Source organism: Actinoplanes couchii (assembly GCF_016862075.1).
Classification (GTDB): Bacteria; Actinomycetota; Actinomycetes; order Mycobacteriales; family Micromonosporaceae; genus Actinoplanes; species Actinoplanes couchii.
Genome location: NZ_BOMG01000025.1, coordinates 1 through 17,380, shown reverse-complemented (window position 1 = coordinate 17,380; position 17,380 = coordinate 1). Strand labels below are relative to the sequence as shown.

General features: G+C 68.9%; 20 protein-coding genes. 11 read left to right on the top strand and 9 right to left on the bottom strand.

Translation table 11 applies throughout. The features are described 5' to 3' along the window. The coding region (locus Aco03nite_RS06805; RefSeq protein ID WP_203793906.1) for a hypothetical protein at window positions 1-196 on the top strand (196 nt) is incomplete at its 5' end. A gap of 114 nt (window positions 197-310) precedes the next feature. Here the strand turns inward: Aco03nite_RS06805 and Aco03nite_RS06800 are convergent. From Aco03nite_RS06800 to nadA, 3 genes are all read right to left on the bottom strand, one after another. Continuing rightward, window positions 311-934 carry a DUF3043 domain-containing protein gene (locus Aco03nite_RS06800; protein WP_203793905.1) on the bottom strand — a complete coding sequence of 208 codons (624 nt, stop codon included), beginning with the start codon at window positions 932-934 and terminating at the stop codon, window positions 311-313. A 240-nt stretch (window positions 935-1,174) separates the two neighbouring features. Next, complete coding sequence (gene murA / locus Aco03nite_RS06795; RefSeq protein ID WP_203793904.1) at window positions 1,175-2,530, bottom strand: UDP-N-acetylglucosamine 1-carboxyvinyltransferase; 1,356 nt, start codon at window positions 2,528-2,530, stop codon at window positions 1,175-1,177. Between the two features lie 209 nt (window positions 2,531-2,739). Further along, window positions 2,740-3,909 carry a quinolinate synthase NadA gene (nadA, locus tag Aco03nite_RS06790; RefSeq protein ID WP_203793903.1) on the bottom strand — a complete coding sequence of 390 codons (1,170 nt, stop codon included), beginning with the start codon at window positions 3,907-3,909 and terminating at the stop codon, window positions 2,740-2,742. 69 nt (window positions 3,910-3,978) lie between these two features. On the opposite strand from nadA, the gene Aco03nite_RS06785 reads away from it, so the two are divergent. The 4 genes from Aco03nite_RS06785 (at window position 3,979) to Aco03nite_RS06770 (ending at window position 6,830) form a co-directional block, all read left to right on the top strand. Continuing rightward, window positions 3,979-5,085 (top strand): glycerate kinase family protein, encoded by a 1,107-nt coding sequence (locus Aco03nite_RS06785; protein WP_203793902.1) that lies wholly within the window; start codon window positions 3,979-3,981, stop codon window positions 5,083-5,085. A 101-nt stretch (window positions 5,086-5,186) separates the two neighbouring features. Further along, on the top strand, window positions 5,187-5,555 hold the full coding sequence (erpA, locus tag Aco03nite_RS06780) for an iron-sulfur cluster insertion protein ErpA (RefSeq protein WP_203793901.1): 369 nt from the start codon (window positions 5,187-5,189) through the stop codon (window positions 5,553-5,555). 114 nt (window positions 5,556-5,669) lie between these two features. Next, window positions 5,670-6,647: a carbohydrate kinase family protein gene (locus tag Aco03nite_RS06775; RefSeq protein ID WP_203793900.1), complete on the top strand. Its 978-nt coding sequence runs from the start codon at window positions 5,670-5,672 to the stop codon at window positions 6,645-6,647. An 18-nt stretch (window positions 6,648-6,665) separates the two neighbouring features. Beyond that, window positions 6,666-6,830, top strand: coding sequence for an AAA family ATPase (locus Aco03nite_RS06770; protein ID WP_239144966.1), 165 nt, complete (start codon window positions 6,666-6,668; stop codon window positions 6,828-6,830). Between the two features lie 9 nt (window positions 6,831-6,839). On the opposite strand, the gene Aco03nite_RS06765 is transcribed toward Aco03nite_RS06770, so the two are convergent. After that, complete coding sequence (locus Aco03nite_RS06765) at window positions 6,840-7,049, bottom strand: sulfurtransferase TusA family protein (RefSeq protein WP_203793908.1); 210 nt, start codon at window positions 7,047-7,049, stop codon at window positions 6,840-6,842. Next, window positions 7,046-8,194: a cysteine desulfurase family protein gene (locus Aco03nite_RS06760; protein WP_203793899.1), complete on the bottom strand. Its 1,149-nt coding sequence runs from the start codon at window positions 8,192-8,194 to the stop codon at window positions 7,046-7,048. The genes Aco03nite_RS06765 and Aco03nite_RS06760 overlap by 4 nt, the downstream gene beginning before the upstream one ends. A gap of 260 nt (window positions 8,195-8,454) precedes the next feature. On the opposite strand from Aco03nite_RS06760, the gene ctaC reads away from it, so the two are divergent. Continuing rightward, window positions 8,455-9,300: an aa3-type cytochrome oxidase subunit II gene (gene ctaC / locus Aco03nite_RS06755; protein WP_203793907.1), complete on the top strand. Its 846-nt coding sequence runs from the start codon at window positions 8,455-8,457 to the stop codon at window positions 9,298-9,300. A 10-nt stretch (window positions 9,301-9,310) separates the two neighbouring features. Beyond that, window positions 9,311-9,766: a cytochrome c oxidase subunit 4 gene (locus Aco03nite_RS06750; RefSeq protein WP_203793898.1), complete on the top strand. Its 456-nt coding sequence runs from the start codon at window positions 9,311-9,313 to the stop codon at window positions 9,764-9,766. A gap of 363 nt (window positions 9,767-10,129) precedes the next feature. Here the strand turns inward: Aco03nite_RS06750 and Aco03nite_RS06745 are convergent, their stop codons facing one another. The 4 genes from Aco03nite_RS06745 to Aco03nite_RS06730 form a co-directional block, all read right to left on the bottom strand. Continuing rightward, complete coding sequence (locus Aco03nite_RS06745; RefSeq protein WP_203793897.1) at window positions 10,130-10,330, bottom strand: hypothetical protein; 201 nt, start codon at window positions 10,328-10,330, stop codon at window positions 10,130-10,132. A gap of 109 nt (window positions 10,331-10,439) precedes the next feature. Next, window positions 10,440-11,498, bottom strand: coding sequence for an anthranilate phosphoribosyltransferase (gene trpD / locus Aco03nite_RS06740; protein WP_203793896.1), 1,059 nt, complete (start codon window positions 11,496-11,498; stop codon window positions 10,440-10,442). Window positions 11,499-11,511: 13 nt separating this feature from the next. Further along, window positions 11,512-11,952: a hypothetical protein gene (locus tag Aco03nite_RS06735; protein WP_203793895.1), complete on the bottom strand. Its 441-nt coding sequence runs from the start codon at window positions 11,950-11,952 to the stop codon at window positions 11,512-11,514. Window positions 11,953-12,000: 48 nt separating this feature from the next. Further along, complete coding sequence (locus tag Aco03nite_RS06730) at window positions 12,001-12,924, bottom strand: cytochrome c oxidase assembly protein (protein WP_203793894.1); 924 nt, start codon at window positions 12,922-12,924, stop codon at window positions 12,001-12,003. A 124-nt stretch (window positions 12,925-13,048) separates the two neighbouring features. Between Aco03nite_RS06730 and ctaE the strand changes: the two genes are divergently transcribed. The 4 genes from ctaE to qcrB are packed head-to-tail and all read left to right on the top strand — an operon-like array spanning window position 13,049 to window position 17,241. Then, on the top strand, window positions 13,049-13,645 hold the full coding sequence (ctaE, locus tag Aco03nite_RS06725; protein ID WP_203793893.1) for an aa3-type cytochrome oxidase subunit III: 597 nt from the start codon (window positions 13,049-13,051) through the stop codon (window positions 13,643-13,645). Between the two features lie 49 nt (window positions 13,646-13,694). Beyond that, window positions 13,695-14,543 carry a cytochrome bc1 complex diheme cytochrome c subunit gene (gene qcrC / locus Aco03nite_RS06720; protein ID WP_203793892.1) on the top strand — a complete coding sequence of 283 codons (849 nt, stop codon included), beginning with the start codon at window positions 13,695-13,697 and terminating at the stop codon, window positions 14,541-14,543. Beyond that, entirely contained in the window at window positions 14,540-15,643 is a 1,104-nt protein-coding gene (qcrA, locus tag Aco03nite_RS06715; protein ID WP_203793891.1) for a cytochrome bc1 complex Rieske iron-sulfur subunit, read from the top strand. The genes qcrC and qcrA overlap by 4 nt, the downstream gene beginning before the upstream one ends. After that, window positions 15,640-17,241, top strand: a complete 1,602-nt coding sequence (gene qcrB, locus Aco03nite_RS06710) for a cytochrome bc1 complex cytochrome b subunit (protein ID WP_203793890.1) — start codon at window positions 15,640-15,642, stop codon at window positions 17,239-17,241. Before qcrA ends, qcrB begins: the two co-directional genes overlap by 4 nt. Window positions 17,242-17,380 lie beyond the last annotated feature (139 nt).

The following is a 17,380-nucleotide window of genomic DNA, read 5'->3' as shown; positions in this document are numbered from 1 at the left end:
CCCGGTCCCGGCCCCGGCCCCGGCCCCGGCCCCGGCCCCGGCCCCGGTCCCGGTCCCGGTCCCGGTCCCGGTCCCGGTCCTGGCCCCGGTTCCTGGTCCTGGTCCTGGCCGCCCGGCCCCGGCCTTGGTCGCCTGGCCCTGGCCCCGGTTCTGGCCGCCTGGCCGCCTGGCCGCCTGGCTCCGGCCCCGGCCGTAACGAAAACCGCCCGGCCGGGGGAAAAGCAAAGCGACGCGGCAGCCCGGTGGGGCCGCTGCGTCGCTCAGACGTCGTGCGGGTCGCTCAGAAGCGGGTCGCTCAGAAGCGGGTTGGTCAGACGGTGGCGCCCAGCTCGACCTTCGGCTTCGGGATGCGCATCCGGCGGAAGGTGAGCCCGCGCATGATGCCGTAGAAGTACAGCGAGCCCAGCCGCTGATCGGTCTGCGGGAAGCGGGCCAGCATCTGCTTCTTGATCCGCCGGGCGATGAAGATGCTGTCGATCACGACGGCGATCGCCAGGGCGGCCCACAGCAGGTTGCTGGCGAGCTGCACGGCCGGGATGGCGATCGACGAGCCGATCAGCACGATCACGGCGCCACCGATGAAGTACGACCCGACGGTGCGGCGCGAGTCGACGATGTCGCGGACCAGTGAACGCTCCGGGCCCCGGTCGCGGGCCAGCAGGTAGCGCTCGTCGCCGTTGCGCATGCCCTCGGAGGCTTCGGCCCGCTCGGCCCGCTGCCGCTCACGGAGCTGCTTGTAGGCCTCTTTGCGGTTGGCCGGCGCGGGGTCCTGCACCCGGCGGCCCTGGGCGACCCGTTTCGGAGTCACCTTGCCCCGCTCTTTGTTGCTCGGGGTGTAGCCCTTGGGGTAAACCACGGCGGACTCCTCCGGGGTTACCGAGGAGCTCGCGTCGGCGACGAGGTCGTTTGACTTGCGGCGAAACAGCGGGGACACGTCAGCAGCGTAGCCAAACAGCGCGGTGTGTCACACACCGCGTGGTTGATCGTGACTAAATCGCCGACCGATCCCGGCCGGGAGTCGAGGCCGTTCCACCCGAAAAGAGCGGAAGGCCGGGATCGCGACGAACGCGGATCCCGGCCTTCCCGATCATGCGAGTGCCGTGGGTCAGGCAGTGCCGTGGGTCAGGCAGTGCCGTGGGTCAGGCAGTGCCGTAGGTCAGGCGAGTGCCGTGGGTCAGGGCCGTTCGACGTGGGCGCCGAGCGCGGCCAGCTTGGCCTCGAAGTCCTCGTAGCCACGCTTGATCAGGTCCACCCCGTACACCCGGGAGGTGCCCTCGGCGGCCAGGGCCGCGATCAGGTGGGCGAACCCGGCCCGCAGGTCGGGGATCCGCAGGTCGGCCGCGTGCAGCTTGGACGGGCCGGCGATGACCGCGGAGTGCATGAAGTTGCGGCGGCCGAAGCGGCACGGGGTGCCACCGAGGCAGTCGCGGTAGACCTGGATGGTCGCGCCCATCGTGTTCAGCGCCTCGGTGTAACCGAGCCGCTGCTCGTACACCGTCTCGTGCATGATCGAGATGCCGTGCGCCTGGGTGAGGGCGACGACGAGCGGCTGCTGCCAGTCGGTCATGAACCCGGGGTGCACGTCGGTCTCCAGCGCGACGGCCTTGAGCTCGCCGCCGGGGTGCCAGAACTTGATGCCGCCCTGGGCGCCGGTGATGCCGTCCCGGGCCACCCGGTCGTCGGTGATCTTCAGCTCGCCGCCGATGGACCGGAAGACGTTCAGGAACGTCATCATGTCGGCCTGGCGGGCGCCGAGCACCTCGATCTCGCCACGGGTGGCGAGCGCGGCGGCGGCCCAGCTGGCGGCCTCGATGCGGTCCGGGATCGGCTTGTGCTCGTAGCCGTACAGCCGGGGCACGCCCTGGATCTCGATGACCCGGTCGGTGTGCACCGTGATGATCGCGCCCATCTTCTGCAGGATGCAGATCAGGTCCATGATCTCCGGCTCGATGGCGGCGTTGCGCAGCTCGGTGACGCCCTCGGCGCGGACGGCGGTGAGCAGGACCTGCTCGGTGGCGCCGACGCTGGGGTAGGGCAGTTCGAGCTTGGCCCCGTGCAGCCCGTTGGGCGCGCTCAGGTGCATGCCCTCGGGGGTCTTGTCGACGACCGCGCCGAACTCACGCAGCGACTGGATGTGGAAGTCGATCGGGCGCGGGCCGATGTGGCAGCCGCCCAGGTCAGGGATGAACGCGTGACCGAGGCGGTGCAGCAGCGGGCCGCAGAGCAGGATCGGGATACGGCTCGAGCCCGCGTGCACGTTGATCTCGTCGGTGCTGGCGCTCTCCACGTTGGTGGGGTCCATCACCAGTTCGCCGTCCTCGGCGCCGGCGGTGACCTTCACACCGTGCAGCTCGAGCAGCCCGCTGACCACCTCGACGTCGCGGATTCGCGGAACGTCGTAGAGGCGGCTCGGTGACTCGCCGAGGAGGGCGGCCACCATGGCCTTGGACACGAGATTCTTGGCGCCACGGACCCGGATCTGACCCTGCAGCGGTGTGCCACCGTGCACGATCAGGACATCGTCGGTCAACGTAACCTCCAGCCGGTGGGCGAGTGAACGCCCGGTGAACGAGTAGGCAGAGCGCGGGCGGGGGTACCCGATCCTGCAACCGGGGAAGCATAGCGCTGAGTGACAACAACGGCAGCCGCTGCAGGGCTTGAATCGCCGTTTAAATGCTCGTGACTAAGGCAGGGCCAAAGAAATCCACCAAAAGGATGGATTCGTTCAGCTACAGAGAGTCACGGAAGGGCGAGCATCTGGTCCAAGGCGACCCTGGCCTCGTGTGCCGTCTTCTCATCCACCGAGATGACGTTCGGCACCCGGCCGGCGACCAGCTCCTCCAGAGTCCAGACCAGATGGGGGAGGTCGATGCGGTTCATCGTCGAGCAGTAGCAGACCGCCCGGTCGAGGAACATGATCTGCTTGTCCGGGTGGGCCAGCGCCATCCGGCGGACCAGATTGAGCTCGGTGCCCACCGCCCACGCCGAACCGGCCGGCGCCGCGTCCAGGGCCTTGATGATGTACTCGGTCGAGCCGACGTAATCGGCGGCGCGCACCACGTCGTGCCGGCACTCCGGGTGGACCAGCACGTTGACCCCGGGCACCCGCTCGCGGACCTCACGGACGCTGTCGAGCGTGAACCGGCCGTGCACCGAGCAGTGCCCGCGCCACAGGATCATCCGCGCGTTGCGCAGCTGCTCGTCGGTCAGGCCGCCCTGGGGCTTGTGCGGGTCGTAGAGGACGCAGTCGTCCAGGTCGAAGCCCATCTCCAGCACCGCGGTGTTGCGCCCGAGGTGCTGGTCCGGCAGGAAGAACACCTTCGAACCCTGCTCGAACGACCAGTCCAGCGCCCGCTTGGCGTTGGACGAGGTACACACCACACCCTTGTTACGGCCGACGAAGCCCTTGATGTCGGCGGACGAGTTCATGTACGTCACCGGCACGATCTGGTCGGTGATGCCCAGGTCCTCGAAGTGCTCCCACGCGGTCTCGACCTGGCCGAGCACCGCCATGTCGGCCATCGAGCAGCCGGCCGCCAGGTCGGGCAGGATGACCTGCTGGTCCGGGGTGGTCAGGATGTCCGCGCTCTCGGCCATGAAGTGCACGCCGCAGAAGACGATGAACTCGGCGTCCGGGCGGGCCGCGGCCTGCTGCGCCAGCTTGAACGAGTCACCGGTGACGTCGGCGAACTGGATCACCTCGTCGCGCTGGTAGTGGTGTCCGAGAACGAACACCCGGTCGCCGAGGGCGGCCTTGGCCGCGGTCGCCCGGGCCACCAGGTCGGGGTCGCTGGGCGCGGGCAGATCGCCGGGGCAGTCGACACCGCGCTCCGAAGCGGGGTCGACGCCCTTACCCAGCAGGAGCAGGCTCAACGGGGTGTTCGAGGGTTCGATCCATGTCGCCGTCACGCCGCTCATGGTCGCACAGCCTCTGGGACGGTAGCTGCGCCACGGAGAGTGGCCTGCCACACTCGCGGGGTGCGCGTACTGATCTGCCCGGACAAGTTCGCCGGAACCCTCTCCGCTCCCGAAGTCGCCCAGGCCGTCGCGGACGGCTGGACCGTTCCCGGTGACGTCCTCGTCCAGCGGCCGCTCGCCGACGGCGGTCCCGGATTCGTCGAGGTCCTCGCCACCGCCCTGGAGGGCCGGCGCATCCCGGTCGACACGGTGGATCCGCTGGGCCGCCCGGCCCGCGGCGAGATCCTCTACGCCGCCAGCGTCGCCTACGTGGAGAGCGCCCAGGCTTGCGGTCTGCATCTGCTCACGGTCGAGGAGCGCAACCCCAGGACCACCACGTCGTACGGTCTGGGCCTGCTCCTGGCCGCCGCGGTGGAGACCGGGGCCACCGAGATCGTGGTCGGTCTCGGCGGTTCGGCGGTGAACGACGCCGGTGCCGGCATGCTGGCCGCTCTCGGTACCGCGCCACTCGACGCCACAGGCATGGCTCTGCCGTACGGGGGAGCCGCCCTGCTCGCCGCGACCGCCCTCGGCGGGGTGCCGCAGCTGCGCCAGGTCCGGCTGGTGGCGGCCACCGACGTCGACAACCCGCTGACCGGTCTGCATGGCGCCAGCAGTGTGTTCGGGCCGCAGAAGGGCGCTTCCCGCGAGGATGTGCTGCTGCTCGACGCCGCTCTGGAGCACTTCTCCGGCGTACTGGAAAAGGCCTTCGGGGTCGAGGATCTGGCTCTTCAGCCGGGTGGCGGTGCGGCCGGTGGGATCGGGGCGGCCCTGATCGCGCTGGGTGGCCGGGTGACCTCGGGTATCAACCTGGTCACGAATCTGATCGGCTTGGACCGGGAGCTGGACGCCGCCGACCTGGTGATCACCGGCGAGGGTTCGTTCGATCACCAGTCGCTGCGCGGCAAGGTGGTCGCCGGGATCGCGGCCGGCGCCCAGGAGCGCGGCCTGCCGTGTGTGGTGGTGGCGGGCCGTAACGAGACAGGTCAGCGCGAGGCCTCGGCGGCGGGCGTGACCGAAACCCATACCCTCGTCGAGCATTTCGGCAACGTCGAGACGGCACTCACCGAACCGGCCCGTGGCCTGCGGGAAATCGCCGCACGCCTGGCCGGGCAGTGGAGCAGGTAGGGAGCAGGTGATCTGCGACCCGCCCGGATTGGGAATCCCCGGGAATGGGGTTAGCGTTGGCCTGTACGGCACATGACCGCACCTGGCAGGGAGATACCTACGTGACCACTGAAGCGCACACCGAGTCGACCGAGGCGACTGCCCCGACCGGCATCAACCTCACCGACGTCGCCGCGGTGAAGGTCAAGGCCCTGATCGAGCAGGAAGGGCGCGACGACCTGCGCCTGCGTATCGCCGTACAGCCCGGTGGCTGCTCCGGCATGCGCTACCAGCTCTTCTTCGACGAGCGTTCGCTCGACGGGGACGTCGTCACCGACTTCAACGGTGTCGAGGTCGTGGTGGACCGGATGAGCTCGCCCTATCTCGCGGGCGCGACCATCGACTTCGCCGACCGGATCGACGCCCAGGGCTTCACGATCGACAACCCGAACGCGCAGAACTCCTGCGCCTGCGGCGACTCGTTCCACTGATCCGACCGCAACACCGCAACAGGCCGTCCCGTTCCCGGGGCGGCCTGTTGCGTGTGCCCGGCCGGTAGTCTCTAGCCGTAACGCCCCCCTGCTCCCCGACACCTGAGGGCCGAAATGAAGATCGCCGTCACCGGCTCGATCGCCACCGACCATCTGATGCACTTCCCGGGCAAGTTCGCCGAGCAGCTGATCGCGGATCAGCTGCACAAGGTCTCGCTCTCCTTCCTCGTCGACGACCTGGTGGTCCGGCGCGGCGGGGTGGCCCCCAACATCGCCTTCGGGATGGGCAAGCTGGGCCTGCGCCCGATCCTGGTCGGAGCGGTCGGCGCGGACTTCGCCGACTACCGGTCGTGGCTGGAGCGGCACGGTGTCGACTGTGACTCGGTGCACGTCAGCGACGTGGCGCACACCGCCCGGTTCGTCTGCACCACCGACGACGACCTGAACCAGATCGCCTCGTTCTACGCGGGCGCGATGGCCGAGGCCCGCAACATCGAGCTGGCCCCGGTGTACGAGCGGGCCGGCGGCCTGGACCTGGTGCTGATCGGGGCGAACGACCCGGCCGCCATGCTCCGGCACGCCGAGGAGTGCCGGGCCCGCGGCTACCGCTTCATCGCCGACCCGTCGCAGCAGCTCGCCCGGGTGGACGGCTCCGACGTGCTGAACCTGATCAGCGACGCGGAGTACCTGATGACCAACGAGTACGAGCGCTCGCTCCTGGAGACCAAGGCCGGGCTCACCGGTGACCAGGTCCTGGAGCACGTCAAGATCCGGGTGACCACCCTGGGCAGCGGCGGCGTGGAGATCACCGGCAAGGACATCGAGCGGATCCACGTGCCGGTCGTCCCGGACGTGATCGGCGAGGACCCGACAGGTGTCGGCGACGGTTTCCGGGCCGGCTTCTTCTCCGGCGTCTCGTGGGGCCTGGGCCTGGAGCGGTCCGCGCAGATCGGCTCGCTGGTCGCGGCCCTGGTGCTGGAGACGATCGGCACCCAGGAGTACGACGTGAAGCCCGCCGAGTTCACCAAGCGGTTCGCCGCGGCGTACGGCGACGACGCCGCTGCCGAGATCTCGCCCTTCCTCGGCCTGTAGGGGGCGTAGACCACAGGAATGGTTCTAGCGGTTTTCGCCGGGCTCCCCGGAGTCGGCAAGAGCACCCTGGCCGCCGCGGTCGCAGCCGAGCTGCCCGCGGCGGTCCTCGCCGTCGACACCGTCGACTTCACCCTGCAGCGCTACGGCATTCCTGGCTGGCCAAGGACCCGGTCCCGTCGGTGATCGACTACCTCAGCTGACTCTTCGCACGTCGAAGGCGTGGCCGTCGGCCGCGACGAACTCCTGGCCCTTCATCCGGCACCAGGCGGGGATGTCGTTGGCCGCGGCCGGGTCGTCGGCGAGCACCCGGATCGTCGCGCCGATCGCCACCCCCGGCATCGCCTTCGCCAGCCGGATGATCGGGATCGGACAGCGCAGCCCGCGGCAGTCGAGCGTGATCAGAGCCCGGCCTCCGCCCGCAGATCCGCGACCACACCCGGCAGCACGGCCAGGAACCGGTCCACGTCCGCCTCGGTGGTCTCCCGGTGCAGCGAGATCCGCACGTTGCCGTGACTGAGCACACCCATCGCCTCCAGCACGTGACTCGGCCGCAGCGTCGACGACGTGCACGAGGAGCCGGACGAGACCGCAAACCCACGCCGGTCCAGGGCGTGCAGCAGCGCCTCACCGTCCACGTACAGGCAGCTGAAGGTCACCAGGTGCGGCAGCCGGCGCTCCGGGTCGCCGACGATCTCCACGTCCGGCACGGTGGCCGCGACCCGCTCCCGGATCCGGTCGATCAGCGCGCTCAGCCGCTCGCCCTCGGCCCGCGCCTCACCCACCGCGGCCCGCAGACTCGCGGCGGCCGCGACCACTTGCGGCAGGCCGGGCGCGCCCGGGTGGTTCCCCGGCCGGTGCAGATCATCCTGCGGGTACGGCGAGAGCCAGCGCACGCCCTTACGCACCACCAGGACACCGACCCCGGCCGGGCCACCCCACTTGTGGGCGCTGGCACTCAACAGTGACCAACCCGACGGCAGCGGCGCGCGCCCGACGGTCTGCGCGGCGTCCACGAACAGCGGCACCCCGGCCGCGGCACACGACTCGGCCGCCGCCTCCACCGGCTGCACCGTGCCCACCTCGTGACTGGCGCTGATCAGGCACGCCAGGGCCACGCCGGGCCCGGCCACCGCCGCCGACCAGGAGCCCAGGTCGAGCCGGCCCAGCCGGTCCACCCCGATCTCCACCGCCTCCGTCGTCCGGGCCGCGTGCAGCACCGCGGAGTGCTCGATCGCCGAGTGCACCAGGACCCGGCCGGCCCGTTTCCGGCCACCGAGCCCGCCGAGCACCGCGGCCTGGGCGGCGGCCGCCCCGGACGGCCAGAACGAGACCTCGTCCACACGTACCCGCAAGGTGTCCGCGATCGCCTCGGCCGACGCCTCCCGCAACCGCTGCGCCCGCCGGCCCACCGCATAAAGCCTGGTGGGGTCGGCCCAGCCGTCGGCGAGGGCGGCGATCATCGCCTCCCGGGCCACCGGATGCAGCGGCGCGGAGGTGGCGGCATCCAGGTAAGCGTGCGTCCCGGCCGGATCGCCTGTGTAATCCACACAGGGAACGGTATCGTCCGGTTGTCCGGGTGTTTTCCGCGACAGGCCCTTGCGAAGGGGGCCAACGCCCCCCGGTGGCGGGCGGCCCGTTCCAGGTCGAGTAGTGTGCGACCGTCGGTGAGCCTTGCCGCCAGGTGTCCGGTTTCGGGCAGGCGGCGCTGCTAAGGAGGCATAAGCAGGTGGGCGCAAGGAGTTCGGCCAGAAGGCCGCGGGCAGTAGGCCGGGCGGCCGGGCTGGGTCTCGGTGGCGTGACGCTGCTGATGCTGCTCTCGGGCTGTTCGATCGAGGACTGGGGTAAGGCGTTCGGCCACTTCGGCTGGCCGGGACGCGGCATCACCCTTCAGGCCCATGAGATGTACGACCTGTGGATCGCGTCGACGATCGCCGCCCTGACGGTCGGCATCGGCGTGTGGGGTCTGATCTTCTGGTGTGTGATCCGGTATCGCAAGCGTGGCGAAGAGCTGCCCGTGCAGACCCGGTTCAACATGCCGATGGAGATCCTCTACACGGTCACGCCGGTCCTGATCGTCGCGGTGCTGTTCTACTACACCGCGATCGTGCAGACCAACGTGGACAAGCTGTCGAAGAACCCCGACCAGGTGGTCGAGGTCGTCGCGTTCAAGTGGAACTGGCAGTTCAACTACCGCGACGGCATGGGCGAGGAGGCGAACACGGTCGCCTCGACGGTCGGTTCGTCGGACGTCATCCCGATCCTGGTCCTGCCGGTCGGGCGGAAGATCCGGTTCGAGGAGACCAGCAAGGACGTCATCCACTCGTTCTGGGTGCCGGAGATGCTGTTCAAGCGGGACGTGTTCCCGGGCAGTGTGCGCAACGTCTTCGAGGTCACCCTCGACGGCGAGGGCCGCTACGTGGGCCGCTGCGCCGAGCTGTGCGGCACCTACCACGCGTTCATGAACTTCGAGCTGGTCACGGTGCAGCCGCCCCAGTTCGAGCAGTTCCTCGCGGCGAAGAAGGCCGGTAAGTCGACGCAGGACGCGCTGACCGCCATCGGCAAGGAGCCGTACGCGACCACGACCACTCCGTTCAACACCCGGCGCCAGGCGCACACCTGGAACGCGCCCGAGACCCAAGCCGCAGGGAAGTAGGGCTGTAGTCGTGAGGACCGAATACAAGATCTTCGCCGCGGTCGCCGTGTTCCTGTTCGGCGCGGCCGCCGTCTACGGGGTCTACACCCACAACGTCGTCAACGACGGCAGTGGCCAGGGCTACAGCGGTGGCATGGAGTGGGTCGGCGTCATCGCCCTGATCCTCTCCGGGCTGTTGTGCTCGATGTGTGCCGGCTTCTTCTGGTTCGTCGCCCGCCGCATCGACCTGCGGCCGGAGGACCGGGAGGACGGCGAGATCGCCGAGGGCGCCGGCGAGGTCGGCTTCTTCAGCCCCGGCAGCTACTGGCCGTTCGGTATCGCGCTGGCCTGTGCGGTCGCCGGTATCGGCCTGGTGTTCTGGATGTGGTGGCTCCTGGCCCTCGGCCTGATCTGCGTCATCTTCACCTCGTGCGGCATGCTGTTCGAGTACTACTCGGGCACCCGCCACCCCGAGGCGCACCTGTAGAAGACACGAGAGAACGCCCGCTCCCCGGCACGGGGGCGGGCGTTTTCCGTGTTCCGGCCAGCCCGGCACAGGGGCGGGCGTTTTCCGTTGGCCGGCCGGCCCGGCCTCCCACGCCGGAACCTTGCCCTGTGCCCCGGGTTCGGCCGGCGTGTGCGGTTCCGGTTCCGGATCTCGGCTCCCGTGGCGGCCGCTGTGTGCGGCCCTACTGCCCCTCGGGGTGGCTTCGACCCGGGCCACCGCATCCGGCCCGGCGGCCGCGGGACGGTCCCGGCCCCGTCGTCACCTCGCGGGTGGGGGCGGGACGGGCTGTTGCTTCTGTCCGGCCCCGGTGGCGTACCAGAAGATGGTCTTGATCTTTTTCGGTCAGGCGGCGGTGCGCTGAGCCGGTGCGACGCGTCCCTTACCGGGGTTCCAGAGGTGAACGACGATTGGGGCGACCACCTCGGCGGCGCCGCAGCGGGTGCAGACCAGCTCGGGGCATTCGTCGTGGCCGTCTTCGCAGGGCGGCACCTCGAAGAGCATGTCGCCGTCGCAGATGACGCAGCGGAATTCGCGTTCCGGCACGGGGAGTCTCCTTCACGGGAAGGCGGAATTACCCGAATACCATTCGAAGATAAACGCGTCGTTCGGGTGGTTTCGGGTAATTCGGGCGGCGTGTTGTCGGAAATTCCCGTTACTCGGCGGCCTTCGCGGCCTGCGCCGCGGTGACCCAGCGGTCCAGCTGAGCGGTGGTGGCGCCGGAGTCGATCGCCTCGGCGGCCCGCTTGATGCCGGCCCGCAGCGTCTCGTGGAAGTCGCCCTCGAAGCCGCCGTGCGCGGCGAACGCGGCGGCCGCGTTGAGCAGCACCGCGTCCCGCACCGGCCCCTGCTCGCCGGCGAACGTCCGCCGGGCCACGTCGGCGTTGAACGCCACGTCACCGCCCCGCAGATCGGCCGGCTGACTGCGCGGCAGGCCCAGGTCCACCGAGTCCACCAGGAGCTCCTCGACCGTGCCCGCACGGGCCATCCAGACCCGGGTGGGAGCGGCCGTGGTGAACTCGTCCAGGCCGTCCTCACCCCGCATCACCAGCGCCGAGTCACCGCGCTTGGCGAACACCTCGGCCATCACCGGCGCCATTCGCGGGTCGAAACAGCCGACCGCGGCCGCCGTCGGGCGGGCCGGATTGGTCAGCGGGCCCAGCACGTTGAAGAACGTCGGCACGCCCAGCTCCCGCCGGGTGACCGAGGCGTGCCGCATGCCCGGGTGGTAGCGGGCCGCGAAGCAGAACCCGATGTTCGCCTCGGCGACCGTGCGGGCCACCCCGGCCGGGCCCAGGTCCAGCGGCAGGCCGAAGTGCTCCAGCAGGTCGGCGGTGCCGGTGGTGGACGACGCCGAGCGGTTGCCGTGCTTGACCACCGTCACACCGGCCGAGGCGGTCACGATCGCGGCCATGGTGGAGATGTTCACCGTGTTGGCCCGGTCACCACCGGTGCCGACCACGTCGACCGCGCTGGTCCGGGTCTGCTCCGGGAGCTTGACCAGCGTGGCGTTGGCGATCATCGCCTCCACCAGGCCGGCCAGCTCGTCCGGCGTCTCACCCTTGGCCCGCAGCGCGATCGCGAACCCGGCGACCTGCACCGGGGTGGCGTTGCCGGCCATGATCTCGCCCATGGCCCATGCGGTGTCCGCGGTGGCTAGCTCCTCGCCTTTCAGCAGGGCGCTCGTCAGATTGGGCCAGGTGCGTGCGCCCATGGCGCTGCCTCCATCAAGGTGTCGTGGTGTTCAAGGTGCCCAGGGGGATCGCTCCGTCGCGGCGGGCGCGCAGCAGGCCGGCCACCACACGGCCGGTCTCCACCGGGTCCAGCGGGGCGACCAGGGTGGCGTCCACCTGCGCGTACGCCGCCAGCCAGCGGTCCGCGGCGCGGGCGATCACGACGCACGTGGGCGGGGGAGTGAGATACTCGTCCTTGGTCTGGCGAGCGATGCCGATGCCGCCGGCGGGGGTCGCCTCGCCGTCCAGCATCATCAGGTCGATCTCGTACTCGTCGAGCAGGCGACGGCACTCCTCCCAGGTGGAGGCGTCGGCGAACTCGACCCGGAGATCAGCGGCGGGCCGCGGCCCGATGGCGAGCCGGATCCGGTCTCGCACGGCGGCGTCGTCGCTGTAGAGCAGAACGGTGTACTGGTTCGGGGTTTCCTGGCTCATGTTGTGCCCCACCTCACGTCCTAGGTGCCGCCGATCGTACCGAACTTGTTATCCGGCGTTCTCCCCGGCTTCCTGCCGGTTGTCTTCCCGCTCCTGCCGGTCCAGGGCCCGGTCGATGCGTTTGGCCTCCCGCTCGGACTGACGGACCCACTGGACCACCAGGATGCCGAGCATCGTGACGCTGACGATCTCGCCGCCGGCCCAGAGGATGCCACCCGCCGTGACCTGGTCAGCCTTGGGATCTAGCCAGCTCAGGCCCAGGTTCGGGTACCAGTCGCCACCCAGCAGCTGGTTGCTCTGCATGATCGTCAGGCCCAGCACGGTGTGGAACGGCACGCTCAGGACCATCAGCAGGGCGCGGGCCGGGTACGGCCACCGGTTCGGCAACGGGTCGAGGCCCAGCAGCGGCCAGAAGAAGAGGCAGCCGGTGACGATGAAGTGGATGTGCACGAACTCGTGCACCCAGACGTGCTCTAGGGTCAGCCGGTACGCGTTGCTGAAGTAGAGGACGAACGGGTTCGCGATGAACAGCCCGAACGCCACCAGCGGGAAGGTCAGGACCCGGACGTACCGGCTGTGCAGCACGCTGAGCAGGACTTTCCTCGGCTTGCCGGTCAGGATCCGCAGCGCCAGGGTGGTCGGCGCACCCAGGGCCAGGAAGATCGGCCCCACCATCGACAGGACCATGTGCTGGACCATGTGGACCGAGATCAGGGTCGTGTCGTACGCCTCGATCCCGGTGACGGTCACGGCCGCGATGGACCCCAGTCCACCCGCGACGAACGCCGCGGTGCGCCCGGCCGGCCAGTGGTCGCCCCGCTGCCGCAGGCGGTGGACGCCGTAGCAATAGAGGGCCGCGGAGACGAACAAACCCAGCGCTATCAGGCTGAACAGGTTCACCTCGGTGAAGAACGCGACCGGGGTGAAGGGCGGAAGTCCAGTGTCCCCGCCATCGGCCGCGAGAGGGGGCAAATCGTGAGAGTGCACCCTTCGAGGCTAGGCCTACCCGCTGGTCACAGAATATTCCGGGCTGCCCACGAGGCCGGATTGGGGACCCCGGGGGACCTTGGGCCTATCTCGGATGAATAATGAGGCCGTGACAGCGGCAGCCATCGACAAGAGCCGGATCCACTCGCTGACCCGACCGAACATGGTCAGCGTCGGGACCATCGTGTGGCTCTCCAGCGAGCTCATGTTCTTCGCGGCGTTGTTCGCGATGTACTTCTCCATCCGTGCTGCGGACTACAGCATGTGGGAGGAGCACACCAAATCGCTGAACATCCCATACGCCACAACATTCACGGTGATCCTGGTTCTTTCCTCGGTGACCTGTCAGTTGGGTGTCTTCGCGGCCGAGAAGGGGGACGTGTTCGCGCTCCGGCGCTGGTTCACGATCACCTTCGTGATGGGCCTGATCTTCGTTCTCGGTCAGGTCAACGAGTACGTCGAGCTGGTCCACCACGGCGTCAAGATCAACGCTGACGGCTACGGCTCGATGTTCTACCTGACGACCGGGTTCCACGGTCTGCACGTGACCGGCGGTCTGATCGCGTTCATCATCTACATGATCCGGACGACCATGGGCCGCTTCACTCCGGCGCAGGCCACCTCGGCGATCGTCGTGTCCTACTACTGGCACTTCGTCGACGTGGTGTGGATCGCGCTGTTCGCCATGATCTATTGGCTTCAGTAACCAGCGCCACCGGCGAGGATCGCAACAACAAACCAGAGGGACATCACCCATGACTTCTGACACCCCCGCCCGTAGGCGTGCCCGGGTGTTCGCTCGGCGGGCCGGCGCGCCCAGCCGGGTGCGCCGGCGACTCGGCGCGGCGGTGCGCATGCTCGCCGCCCTGGCCCTCGCCGGCGGCGTCTACACCGCATTCACCCCCGGCGCCTTCGCCGAGGACAACGTCCAGCTCTCCGCGGCAGCGCAGGAGGGCAAGGCGATCTACGACACCAGCTGCATCAGCTGCCACGGCCGCGACGGCCAGGGTGTCACGGAGCGCGGACCGAGCCTGATCGGCGTCGGCTCGGCTTCGGTGGAGTTCCAGGTGGGCACCGGCCGCATGCCGATGACCCGGCAGGAAGGCCAGGCCGAGCAGAAGCCGCCGCAGTTCGACGAGACCCAGACCGAGCAGCTCGCGCAGTACGTCCAGGAGCTCGGTGGTGGCCCCGAGCTGCCGTCCGGCGCCCTCGTCGAGAACCTGGAGAGCAACCCCGACGCACTGGCGCGCGGTGGTGAGCTGTTCCGGGTCAACTGCACCTCCTGCCACGGCTTCGGTGGTGGCGGTGGCGCTCTCTCCTCCGGCAAGTACGCCCCGAGCCTCGGCGCATCGACGCCCGAGCAGCTCTACGCGGCGATGCTCACCGGCCCGCAGAACATGCCGGTCTTCGGTGACAACCAGCTGACGCCGGAGCAGAAGAAGCAGATCATCACCTACATCACCCTCCAGCTCCAGGAGGACAAGGACCCGGGCGGTCTGTTCAACCTGGGCCGGTACGGGCCGTCGACCGAGGGTGTGGCCATCTTCCTGGTCGGCATCACGCTCCTGGTCTTCACGTCGCTCTGGATTGCGGGGAAGTCATGACGGCTGTCGATCATCACGGCGAGACCGGCACGCCGGTCGACGTCAATGATCCGCACCTGACGCGGTTCGACGTCGTCAAGGAAGGCCTGCGGCGCGACGACATCGAGATCGTCACGTACGAGTCGCACTTCCACGGGCCGAACTCGAAGGCGGAGAAGCGGATCGTCCGCAACATCTCCTTCCTGTTCCTGCTCTCGGGCCTGCTCACGCTGGCGTTCCTCGGGTTCTACATCTTCTGGCCGTGGCAGTGGGAGCTGGGGCACCAGCTCAGCGACTACTACACGCCGATCCTGGGCATCACCCTCGGCCTCGGTCTGCTGAGCCTCGGCTTCGCGATCCTGGCCTGGGCCAAGAAGCTGCTGCCGCACGAGCTGTCCATCCAGCAGCGGCACGGCGAGCCGTCGTCCGACGACGAGCGGCTGATCGCCGGCCAGACCATGCTGTACGTGGCGGACGAGCTGGGTGTCCAGCGCCGGCCGCTGCTCAAGGGCGCGATCGCGCTCGGCATGGCGCCGCTCGGCCTGGCCATCGCGGCCCCGGTCGTCGGCGGCCTGATCCAGAACCCGCACAAGGGTGACGAGCCGATGATGTTCCGCACCGGCTGGAACCCCGCCACCAACGACGACAAGCTGGTCCGGCTGACCCGTGAGGACGGCAGCCCGATCCGGCCCGACGACGTCAGCGCCGGTGGCCAGATGACCGTCTACCCGGGCATCCCGCACGGCGCCACCAACGAGCACGCCGACTCGCCGACCCTGCTGATCCACCTGCGGGCCGACGACGCGGCGACCACTCGTGCCGCGGCCGAAGGTGACAAGAACGGCCGCAACAAGGGGTCGATGTGGGGCAACTACGTCGCCTACTCCAAGATCTGCACGCACGCGGGCTGCCCCGCCAGCCTCTACGAGCAGCAGACCAACCGTCTTCTCTGCCCGTGCCACCAGTCGCAGTTCCTCATCACCGACAACGCGCAGCCGGTTTTCGGACCCGCGACCCGGCGTCTGCCGATGCTGCCGCTTACAGTGGATGAGGAAGGTTTCTTCGTGGCAGCGTCCGACTTCAAGGACACCGTCGGACCTGACTTCTGGGAGCGGCCGTGAAGCGCCGAAAAATGGACCTCGCCGAGGCCCCCAAAACGTTCGCCAAGGGGGTGGACGACCGGTTCCAGGCTGCCACTCCGCTGCGTGGCCTGCTGAACAAGGTCTTCCCGGACCACTGGTCCTTCCTGCTCGGCGAGATCGCCCTGTTCTCGTTCGTCGTGCTGCTCGGCACCGGCGTCTTCCTGACCCTCTTCTTCGACCCGTCGATGAAGGAGGTCGCCTACGACGGCGAGTACCTGGGCCTGCGCGGCACGATGATGTCGGCGGCGTACGAGTCGTCCCTGCACATCTCGTTCGAGGTGCGCGGCGGTCTGTTCATGCGCCAGATGCACCACTGGGCGGCGCTGCTGTTCATGGCGTCGATCATCGTGCACATGGCCCGGGTCTTCTTCACCGGCGCGTTCCGCAAGCCGCGTGAGATCAACTGGGTCATCGGCGTCCTGCTCTTCCTGCTGGGCTTCTTCGCCGGCTTCACCGGTTACTCGCTCCCCGACGACGGCCTGTCCGGCACCGGTCTCCGCATCGCCTCGGCGATCATGCTGACCCTCCCGGTCATCGGCACCTGGCTGTCCGCGGCCATCTTCGACGGCGAGTTCCCCGGCCACGTCATCATCGGCCGGTTCTACATCGCGCACGTCCTGCTCATCCCGGGCATCCTGCTCGCGCTGATCGCGGCCCACCTGGGCATCGTGTTCAAGCAGAAGCACACCCAATGGCCCGGCCCGCTGCGTACGAACACCAACGTGGTCGGCGAGCGCATGTTCCCGCGGTACGCCATGAAGCAGGGCGGCTTCTTCATGGCCGTCTTCGGTGTCATCGCGCTGATGGCCGGCATGTTCCAGATCAACCCGATCTGGCTGTTCGGGCCGTACCGCGCCGCTGAGGTCTCCTCCGCGTCGCAGCCCGACTTCTACGTCATGTTCATGGACGGCCTGGTCCGGCTCATGCCGAACTGGCAGATCTACATCGGCAACTACAGCCTCCCGCCGATGTTCTGGCCCGCCGTGGTCGGCCTCGGCGCGCTGTTCACCCTGCCGATGGCCTACCCGTGGCTGGAAGCGCGCAAGCTCAAGGACTACCGGACCCACAACCTGCTCCAGCGTCCCCGGGACAACCCGGAGCGCGTGGGTATCGGCATGATGGCCCTGACGTTCTTCGTCATCGCCACCATCTCCGGCGGCAACGACGTCATCGCCGACAAGTTCCACATCAGCCTCAACGCGATGACCTGGGCCGGGCGTATCGGCCTGGTCATCCTGCCGCCGCTGGCCTACTACATCTCGGTCCGCATCTGTCTCGGTCTCCAGCAGCACGACCGGCAGGTCCTGGCCCACGGTGTCGAGACCGGCATCATCAAGCGCCTCCCGAACGGCCAGTTCGTCGAGATCCACCAGCCCCTCGGGCCGGTCGACGAACACGGGCACCCGATTCCCCTCGAGTACGCGGGGTGGGTCGTCCCGAAGAAGATGAACCGGATCGGTGCCCTGGCGCCGGCCGTCAAGGGGTTCTTCTTCCCGGTCGAGAAGCCTGCTGAGGCTCCTGTTTCTCCCGCTGTCGGCGGTCCCGCCAAGCGTGAAGAGATCAAGTCCGGTCGCTGATCGGTTTTGGGAAGGGCCCGCCGGGGTTTGTCCGGTGGGCCCTTTCTGGTTTTCGGCTTCATCCGGGTTTCAGCTTTCATCCGGTTTTCGGCTTCGTCCGGTTTGCGCCTTCATCCGGTTTGCGGCTTCGTCTGGTATG